Below are 10,111 nucleotides of genomic sequence, written 5' to 3'. Positions count from 1 at the left end.
GGTCCCGCAGGCCTCCAGGGGCCGGAGCGGGTTGTTCAGCCACACGTCGCAGCCCGGGAACAGGGTGCGGGCCATCGCGATGTCGTAATTGGGCAGGAACACGATCCGGTGCCGCACCGCGGGGTCGTCGGTGAACTTCACCAGGTCCTGGATCATCTTCTTCCCGGCGTCGTCGGCCGGGTGGGACTTGCCGGCGATGACCAGCTGGACGGGGTGCTTCGGGTGCAGCAGCAGGGCCTTGAGCCGGGCCGGGTCCCGGAGCATCAGGGTCAGGCGCTTGTAGGTGGGCACGCGCCGGGCGAAACCGATCGTGAGCACGTCCGGGTCCAGCACGGTGTCCGTCCAACCCAGCTCCGCATCGGCCGCCCCGCGCTTCTTCCACGCCGCCCGGAGCCGACGCCGGACATCCTCCACGAGGGATACCCGGAGTTGCCGCCGGAGCGCCCACACGTCCTCGTCGCTGACGTTGTAGGCGAGATCCCAACGGCCCAAGGCCTCAGCCTCGGTTCCAAATTGCTGGCGGGCCAGGGCGGAGATGCGCGGGTCCACCCAGGTGGGGACGTGGACGCCGTTGGTGACGGAGGTGATGGGGATTTCGGAGTGGTCGAAGCCTGGCCAGAGCCCGGAGAACATCTCGCGGGAGACCACGCCGTGGAGTTTGGCCACGCCGTTGGCACGCTGCGCCAGGCGCAGGCCCATCACGGCCATGTTGAAGACCGCGGGGTTGCCGCCGTCGTAGTTTTCCCGGCCCAGGTCCAGGACCTTCTCCACGGGCACGTCCGGGGCCAGTCCGGCGTCGAAGAAGTGCCTGATCTGCACGGCCTCGAAACGGTCGATGCCGGCCGGCACCGGGGTGTGGGTGGTGAACACCGTGGACGCGCGTCCGGCGGCCAGGGCTTCGGACCAGCTCAGCGGGGCCTCGGTGGACATGAGTTCCTGGATGCGTTCGATGCCCAGGAACCCGGCGTGGCCTTCGTTGGTGTGGAACACTTCCGGGGCCGGGGTGCCGGTGAGGCGCTGGTAGAAGCGCCGCGCCTTCACCCCGCACATGCCCAGCAGCAGTTCCTGCTGCAGGCGGTGGTCACCGCCGCCGCCGTAGAGGCGGTCCGTGATCCCGCGCGCGGCGTCGTCATTGGCCGGAACGTTCGAATCGAGCAGCAGCAGCGGCACGCGCCCGACGTCGGCCCGCCAGATGTGCGCGTTGAGCTTGCGTCCGTTGGGCAGCGGCAGCGAGATCGTCACAGGCTTGCCTGTGCCGTCGTCGGACGGTTCGCGCAACAGCGTCAGGGGCAGGCCGTCGGGGTCAAGGACCGGGTAGGTCTCCTGCTGCCAGGCGTCCCGGGACAGGGACTGCTTGAAGTAGCCCGCCTGGTACAGCAGCCCGACGCCGATCAACGGCACGCCCAGGTCCGAGGCGGCCTTCAGGTGGTCTCCGGCCAGGATCCCGAGCCCGCCGGAATACTGCGGAAGAACCTCCGTGATGCCGAACTCGGGCGAGAAATACGCGATGCACGCCGGAGCATCCGGACCCAGGCCCTGGTACCAGCGCGGCTCACTCAGGTACCGGTCCAGATCCGCGGCAGCATGCTGAACACGCTCTACAAGTTCATTGTTGGAAGCAAGTTGATCCAGCTGATCGCGGCTGATTGACCCCAGGAGGCTTATTGGATCGTGATGGCTCTCCTCCCACAATTCCTGGTCAAGGCTTGCAAAGAGCTCGCGCGTAGCCCGGTGCCACGACCAGCGCAGATTTGTCGCGAGACGAGCCAACGGCCGGATCGGTTCGGGGAGCAGTGTACGGACTGTAAACCTTCGGATTGCCTTCACGAGCGCCACACTAATCCACTCGGTGGACGGCAGGAACAGCTTTCGGTTTCTTTTAGGTAAATGACACATTGCGCGGAAGAGTCTGGGGTACCTCTTCGCAAAATGTGATTTTTCTCGCTAACGTCGAGGTTGTGACCACTACTGCAGCACCGCGATCCAGCTCAGCATCCAAGTCCAAGCAGAAGGCCGGTATCACCGAGGGTCTTAAGTTCGGCAGATTCCCGATCACGGCCGTGCAGCCCGTCATCGAGGAAGGCCGGTTCCCGGCCAAGGCCTTGCCGGGTGAAGATTTGGTGGTTGGCGCCACGGTCTTCCGCGAGGGCCACGACCAGCTGGGGGTGAGCGCCGTCCTGCTGGACCCCAAAGGCAAAGAACGCCAACGTGTCCGGCTTGCCCCTGCCCCGGGTGAGCGTGGCAAGGGAACGGACCGTTGGGAGGGCCTGCTGACCCCAACGGCGCCTGGAGCCTGGACCTTCGCAATCGAGGCCTGGCACGACCGCTACGGCACGTGGCACCACAACGCCGAAGTGAAGGTCGAGGCCGGCATCGACGTGGAGCTGATGCTCGCTGAGGGCGTCGCCCTGCTCGCGGAAGCCGCTGCCGAAAGCACGCGAAATGCCGCAGACAAACGCATCCTTCGCACTGCCTCCGAAGGCCTCGCCGACACTTCTAGGACTGCCGAGGAGCGCCTTGCCGCCGGCTTCAGCCCAGAGGTCGCGGCCGTCGTCGAACGCCAGCCGATCCGTGAACTGGTGACCGTCTCGGAACAATACCCACTCCTCGTGGAGCGGGACCTCGCCGGCCGCGGGGCCTGGTACGAATTCTTCCCCCGCTCCGAAGGTGCCGTTTTCGATCCCACCACGGGAACATGGACTTCAGGCAACTTCACGACGGCGGCCAAGAGGCTCGACGCCGTCGCGGACATGGGCTTCGACGTCATCTACCTGCCGCCCATCCACCCGATTGGCTTCCAGCACCGCAAGGGGCGCAACAACACCTTGACTCCGGGTCCCCAGGATCCCGGCTCGCCGTGGGCCATCGGCTCGGAAGCCGGCGGCCACGATGCCATCCATCCTGAATTGGGATCCTTCGAGGATTTCGACGCTTTCGTGGCCCGCGCCAATGAGCAGGGCCTCGAGGTCGCGCTGGATTTGGCCTTGCAGGCCGCCCCGGACCACCCCTGGGTGAAGACCAATCCGGAATGGTTCACCACCCGGGTTGACGGCAGCATCGCCTATGCCGAAAACCCGCCGAAGAAGTACCAGGACATCTATCCGCTGAACTTCGACAACGATCCCGCCGGTCTATCGAAGGAAATCCTGCGGATCGTCTTCCTGTGGGTAAGCCACGGCGTGAAGATTTTCCGCGTGGACAATCCCCACACCAAGCCTGTGTGGTTCTGGGAATGGCTGATCGCCAAGGTCAACAAAAAGCACCCCGACGTCGTCTTCCTCGCCGAGGCGTTCACCCGCCCCGCGATGATGCATGCCCTTGGCCGGGCAGGTTTCCAGCAGTCGTACACGTACTTCACGTGGCGGAACACCAAGACCGAACTGGAATCGTATTTCCAGGAGGTCAGCCACGAATCTCCGGCGTACTTCCGGCCGAATTTCTTCGTCAACACCCCGGATATCCTCACCGAATACCTCCAATACGGCGGCCCGGCCGCGTTCCGCATCCGCGCCGCACTGGCAGCCACGGCCAGCCCGCTCTGGGGCGTCTACGCCGGATTCGAGCTGTACGAGCATGTGGCGCGTCCCGGCGCCGAAGAGTACATCGACAACGAGAAATATGAGTTCAAGGACCGCAACTGGGATGCAGCGGCGGCTTCCGGGCACAGCCTCGCCCCGTACATCACACGGCTTAACGCCATCCGGAAGGCCCACCCGGCCTTGGGTGATCTGCAGAACCTGACGTTGCATCACAGCACGGATGACGCCACCATCGTGTTCTCCAAGCACAAGACCTTGCCCGACGGCAGCAAGGACACCCTGATCATCGTGGTAAACGTCGATCCCCACGGCACCAGGGAAAGCACCGTGACGCTGGATCTGTCCGCTCTTTCGCTGGATCCATCCGACTTCACCGCCAACGGACGATTCTGGGTGGATGATTTGGTCAGCGGCGAAAGCTGGGAGTGGGGCGAGTACAACTACGTCCGGCTGGACGCCCATGTAGAACCGGCACACATTCTCAATATCCGGAGGTAGCCTTAGTGAGCTTCAATCCGCAGGGTCAGAGTCAGTACTTCACGCCGAAGAACACTTTCGAGCTGAACGCCCCGGGTCTTCAACACGACCCTCATTGGTATCGGAAGGCGGTCTTCTACGAAGTGCTGGTGCGGGCCTTCGCGGATGCGAACGGCGACGGTTCTGGTGACTTCCACGGACTGATCGACAAGTTGGATTACCTGCAGTGGCTCGGAGTGGATTGTTTGTGGCTGCCGCCGTTTTTCGATTCGCCTTTGCGCGACGGCGGTTACGACATTTCCGATTACACGTCCGTTTTGGACGAGTTCGGCACCATCAGCGACTTCAAGCGGCTCGTGGCCGAAGCGCATGCGAGGGGCGTCAGGGTCATCATCGACCTCCCGCTGAACCACACCTCGGACCAACACCCTTGGTTCCAGGAATCACGCAAGAACCCGGACGGCCCGTTCGGCGACTTCTACGTGTGGAGTGACACCGACGAGAAGTACCAGGACGCGCGCATCATCTTCGTGGATACGGAAGAGTCGAACTGGACGTTCGATCCTATCCGCCGGCAGTTCTTCTGGCACCGGTTCTTCAGCCACCAGCCCGACCTGAACTTCGAAAACCCCAAGGTCATCGAGGCCGTCCACGACATCGTCAAGTTCTGGCTGGACCAAGGCATTGACGGATTCCGGGCAGATGCCATCCCGTACCTCTTCGAAGAAGAGGGCACCAATTGCGAGAACCTGCCGGCCACCCACGGCTTCCTGCGGGATCTGCGCAAGATGGTGGACGAGAACTACCCGGGCCGAGTGATCATCGCCGAAGCGAACCAGCCGCCGCACGACGTCGTGGAGTACTTCGGCACGGAGGAAGAACCGGAATGCCACATGGCCTTCCACTTTCCCATCATGCCGCGCTTGTACTACGCACTCCGCGACCAGAAGGCCGCACCCATCATCGAGACGCTCCGGGATACCCCGGGAATCCCTGCCGGCGCGCAATGGGGTACGTTCCTGCGCAACCACGACGAACTCACCCTGGAGATGGTCACCGCCGACGAGCGTGCCGCCATGCTGGGCTGGTACGCCCCGGACCCGCGCATGCGGGCCAACATCGGTATTCGGCGCAGGCTCGCCTCGCTGCTGGACAATTCCCGTTCCGAGATCGAGCTGATCAATGCGTTGCTGCTTTCCCTGCCCGGCAGCCCCTTCTTGTACTACGGGGATGAAATCGGGATGGGAGACAACATCTGGCTTGACGATCGCGACGCGGTCCGCACGCCGATGCAATGGAACCCCGACCGCAACGCGGGTTTCTCCAACGCAGATCCCGGAAAGCTCTACCTCCCCGTCATCCAGTCGCTGGTCTACAACTACAGCATGGCGAACGTCGAGGCCGAAGCAGCCCATTCCGGCTCGCTCCTGCGCTGGACACGCCAGATCCTGAGCGTGCGGAGGAACCACCCGGCCTTCGGGCTAGGCGACTTCAAACACGTTCCGGCGGACCACGAGGTGGTTCTCGCCTACATGCGTGATCTCCGGGAGGACAATCCGGAAGGCGAGGATGCCGAATCCATCCTCTGCGTTTTCAACCTGTCCCAACATCCGGTTGCCACAACCCTGGATATCCCTGAATACGCCGGAAGGGGCCTGAGGGACGTGTTCGGCGGCCAGCCGTTCCCGGGGATCGGCGCCGACGGCTCCCTCACCCTCACGCTCGGTAGCCACGACTTCTTCTGGCTCCGGATACGTTCGGCAGGTTCCACAGGCTCCTCGCCCTACACCCAGGCCATCCCAGTGCTTTCCATCGAAGGCTGACATGAGTCACATGGCGCCCACCACGGTCCTGGCCCCCCTGCTCAAGGAATGGCTGCCCCGGCAGCGCTGGTTTCCCGTCAAGGCAGGGTTGTTCGAACTGGATTTCGTCGGCTCGTTCGGTCTTCCTGCGCCCACCTCCGGGACCGGCTTGGAGGTCCAGCTGATCTCCGTCGCCTACGCCACGGCCGATGGCGGGAGGCAGACAGACATCGTCCAAGTGCCGCTCAGCTTTCGCTCCGCGCCCTCCGCCGCCTTGGCAACTGCCTCGGTGGGCCAGATCGGTGGAACAAGCGAGCAGGATCCGCCTCTCTGGGTATACGACGCCCCGCACGATCCTGAATTCGTGACGGCATGGCTGGATCTGATCCGGGGCCAGGCCACCGCCGATCCCGGAGTGGGGGAGTGCACCGCGAGCGGACATACGGTGCCGGGCGGCCTGCGGCTGCCCACCGCCTCAGGATCCGTTCGGGTGTCTTCCGGCGAGCAGTCCAATACTTCGGTGATCGTCGACGATGGCGTGTCCGCGGCGATCGTGAAGATCTTCCGGGTCCTGTCGGTCGGCAAAAACCCCGAGGTGGAGGTCGGTGCGGCCCTGACCTCGGCGGGAACCAAGGAAGTGCCGTCCACCCTAGGGTGGATCACGGGAACCTGGGAGGTGTGGACGCCCCAGGGTCGCCACGGAACAGCCTCGGCGGATTTCGCCGTTGCCCACGAGTTCCTTGCCGGCGGGCAGGACGCTTGGCGCCTCGCCGTCGACGCCGCGGCATCAGGCAAAGACTTCGCCGCCGAAGCCCGGCAACTGGGCCAAGCGACTGCCACCGTGCACTTGCGCCTCGCGGAAACCCTCGGAACCGCCACGGAACGCGTTCCGGGCCAGGACATCGCGCCCGAAGTAGCCCGGCGCGTCCGCCAGTCGTGGGCTGAGGCGGGCACCGCCGTCGGGCCCCATGAGCAGCAGCTCGAGGCACTCCTGGCGCAATTGGCGGGCAAGGAAGCCGGAACCCTGCAGCGCATCCACGGAGACCTTCACTTGGGCCAGATCCTTTTGGTGCCTGGCGCCGCGGGCGAACCTGCGCGGTGGGCGATCCTGGACTTTGAGGGCGAACCACTGAGGCCGATTGAACACCGTAACATTCCCGACGTTCCCCTGCGGGACGTCGTCGGGATGCTGCGGTCCTTCGACTACGCGGCCGGTGCGGCCATCCGCGAGAACCCGGGCGCCCGGGTTCCCGCCACGTGGGTTGACGACTGCGCCGAGGCCTTCCTGGCTGGCTACAGCGACATCACCCCTGGAACGATTGACCGCCGCTCGCCGCTGTTTGTGGCATTGTGGCTGGACAAGGCCTTGTACGAGGTGATCTATGAGCTGCGGAACAGGCCGGACTGGTTGCCCATTCCGGTCAATGCTTCGCGGCAGCTCCTCGGAAACACGAGCCCCGGCACGGATGCCGCGGCGACATCGGAAGGTAAGGAAATGACAGGCTCAGCACGTACCGAACGGCCCCGAGTCCCGCTGTATGTGGACGCCGCTACCCTGGGCCGGGTGGCCGCTGGTGCGCACCACGCCCCGCACTCGGTGCTGGGCGCCCACCTTGACGACCACGGTCACGTCACCATCCGTACGGTCAAGCACCTCGCTGCGGAGGTATCTGTGGTCACCGAAGCCGGTTCCACCCCGATGACCCACGAGACCGACGGCATCTGGGTGGCTGTCCTCGAACCGCTGCAGCAAGGCCACGTACCGGACTACCGACTGGACGTCGTGTACGGCGATTCCGCGCCCGTGACGATCAACGATCCCTACCACTACCTTCCAACCGTCGGGGAAGTGGACCTGCACCTCATCGGAGAAGGCCGGCACGAACGGCTTTGGGACACGCTGGGCTCCCACGTCCAGCACTACCGTTCCCCGCTCGGCGATGTGGACGGCGTCTCCTTCGCCGTCTGGGCCCCCAACGCACAGGCAGTCCGCGTCAAGGGTGACTTCAACTCCTGGGATGGGCGTGAGCACGCCTTGCGCTCACTCGGGTCTTCAGGCGTCTGGGAGGTCTTCATCCCGGGCGTTGTAGCAGGGGCGTGCTACAAATTCGAGTTGCTCACCAAGGCCGGACACTGGGTGGAGAAAGCCGACCCGCTCGCCTTCGGCACCGAAGTTCCGCCCTTGACCGCGTCACGCGTAGTGGAGTCCGGCTACCGCTTCAAGGACGACGCCTGGATGACCGCGCGCGCCAACAAGGATCCGCACAACTCGCCCATGAGCGTGTACGAGGTCCACCTTGGTTCCTGGCGCCTTGGCCTCGGGTACAAGGAGTTGGCCAAGGACCTCGTTGAGTACGTGAAGTGGCTCGGGTTCACCCACGTCGAGTTCATGCCGGTGGCCGAGCACCCCTTTGGCGGTTCATGGGGCTACCAAGTCACGTCCTACTTTGCTCCGACCTCCCGCTTCGGGCATCCGGATGAATTCAGGTTCCTTGTCGATTCGCTGCACCAGGCGGGCATCGGCGTCATCTTGGACTGGGTCCCCGCGCACTTCCCGAAGGATGCCTGGGCCCTCGCCCGTTTCGACGGCGAACCACTGTACGAGCACTCCGATCCCCGGCTCGGTGAGCACCCGGACTGGGGCACGCTCATCTTCGACTTCGGCCGCACCGAAGTTCGCAACTTCCTGGTCGCGAACGCGCTCTACTGGCTCGAGGAATTCCATATCGACGGACTCCGCGTGGACGCCGTGGCCTCCATGCTCTACAGGGACTACTCGCGAGAGGAAGGGGAGTGGTTCCCCAACGTCCACGGTGGACGCGAGAACCTGGAAGCGATTTCGTTCCTCCAAGAGGTCAACGCCACGATCTACAAGACCCACCCCGGCGCAGTGACCATTGCCGAGGAATCCACCGCATTCCCCGGTGTCACCGCGCCGACCAACCACGGTGGCCTCGGATTCGGCCTCAAATGGAACATGGGCTGGATGCACGATTCCCTCAAGTACATCTCCGAAAACCCGGTGAACCGCCGTTGGCACCACGGCACAGTGACGTTCTCCATGGTCTATGCCTTCACGGAGAACTTCCTGCTGCCCATTAGCCACGACGAGGTAGTGCACGGCAAAGGATCCATGCTGCGCAAGATGCCCGGCGACCGTTGGCAGCAGCTCGCCAACCTGAGGGCGTTCATGGCGTACCAGTGGGCCCACCCGGGCAAGCAGCTCATCTTCATGGGCACCGAATTCGGCCAAGAGGCCGAGTGGTCCGAACAGCACGGGCTCGACTGGTTCCTTGCCGACATCCCGGCGCACCGAGGACTGCAATTGCTCACGCGGGAGTTGAACACGCTGTACAGCTCGACGCCGGCCCTTCACGTCCGGGACAACGAGCCCGGCGGTTTCCAGTGGATCAACGGCGCGGACGCGGATCGCAACGTACTGACCTTTATCAGGTGGGACCACGACGGCAACCCCTTGGTGTGCGCCGTGAATTTCTCGGGAGGCCCGCACCAGGACTATGTGCTCGGCGTTCCGGCCGCCGGCGCATGGCAGGAAGTACTCAACACTGACGCCGAGGTCTACGGAGGCTCGGGTGTGATCAACAGCGGTGAACTTCTTGCCACCGCACCCGGGGCGGAAGGGCTGCCTGCGGCACTGACTGTCACCTTGCCGCCGCTCGGAGCCTCTTGGTTCGCGCCTGTGGGGTAGTTGTCCTGTTTGCGTGAGGGTGAAGCTTGCCTGAGGGTGAAGGGTCCGGAAAACTTTGAGTTTCCGGGCCCTTTGCGTGGGATCTCAGGGGCGCCTGCTGGAGCGTAGGAAGCCGCCCGGAGGGGATTTTGCCTCCCCGGTGAAGTGGTGGTATAGTTAGTACCCGCGCTGCTCCCCAGTGGAGATCGGTGAAGTTGACTGAGTTCCTCGTGAAGATCAAGTCAAGAACGCTGATTTGACTAGGAGGCAAGCAGCCGGTAAGTTTGGAAAGTTGCTCCGGAGCGAGTCTGGGCCCTTTGGTGGGTGTGGGTGGTGCCGGGTGTGTCTGTTGTTTGAGAACTCAATAGTGTGCCAAGTTTGTTGATACCGATTTGTTTTTATGAATTGGTTGATTTTGCCGGGCCTTGTCCGCCCCTGTGGGTGGGGTCTGGTTTTCAGCTGGTTTCAAATTTTGTGCAGCTGTTTCTGCCGTTATTTCCGGTGGTTGTGGTTGTGTCTGTTTTTGTTTTACTTCAACGGAGAGTTTGATCCTGGCTCAGGATGAACGCTGGCGGCGTGCTTAACACATGCAAGTCGAACGATGA

General features: G+C 63.6%; 4 protein-coding genes and 1 rRNA gene. 4 read left to right on the top strand and 1 reads right to left on the bottom strand.

Going from position 1 to position 10,111, the window contains the following annotated elements:
* Nucleotides 1-1,827: alpha-glucan family phosphorylase (gene glgP / locus VLA65_RS21815; protein ID WP_332603734.1), on the bottom strand; the 1,827-nt coding region annotated here is incomplete at its 3' end.
* Between the two features lie 131 nt (nt 1,828-1,958).
* On the opposite strand from glgP, the gene VLA65_RS21810 reads away from it, so the two are divergent.
* From VLA65_RS21810 to VLA65_RS21795, 4 genes are all read left to right on the top strand, one after another.
* Nucleotides 1,959-4,037 carry an alpha-1,4-glucan--maltose-1-phosphate maltosyltransferase gene (locus tag VLA65_RS21810; RefSeq protein WP_332603733.1) on the top strand — a complete coding sequence of 693 codons (2,079 nt, stop codon included), beginning with the start codon at nt 1,959-1,961 and terminating at the stop codon, nt 4,035-4,037.
* A gap of 5 nt (nt 4,038-4,042) precedes the next feature.
* Nucleotides 4,043-5,839 carry a maltose alpha-D-glucosyltransferase gene (treS, locus tag VLA65_RS21805; RefSeq protein WP_332603732.1) on the top strand — a complete coding sequence of 599 codons (1,797 nt, stop codon included), beginning with the start codon at nt 4,043-4,045 and terminating at the stop codon, nt 5,837-5,839.
* 1 nt (nt 5,840) lies between these two features.
* Complete coding sequence (locus tag VLA65_RS21800; protein ID WP_332603731.1) at nt 5,841-9,527, top strand: 1,4-alpha-glucan branching enzyme; 3,687 nt, start codon at nt 5,841-5,843, stop codon at nt 9,525-9,527.
* 512 nt (nt 9,528-10,039) lie between these two features.
* Nucleotides 10,040-10,111, top strand: a 16S ribosomal RNA gene (locus VLA65_RS21795); the annotation flags it as partial.

It is taken from the genome of Arthrobacter sp. S2(2024), from assembly GCF_036662515.1.
Taxonomy (GTDB): domain Bacteria; phylum Actinomycetota; class Actinomycetes; order Actinomycetales; family Micrococcaceae; genus Arthrobacter.
The sequence above is the reverse complement of the archived record's forward strand: the minus strand, read 5'-3'. Positions and strand labels throughout refer to the sequence as shown.

What these genes read in the sequence shown, in the direction of transcription:
- VLA65_RS21800 (WP_332603731.1), top strand. Translation starts at nt 5,841, where the DNA reads ATGAGTCACATGGCGCCCACCACGGTCCTGGCCCCCCTGCTCAAGGAA.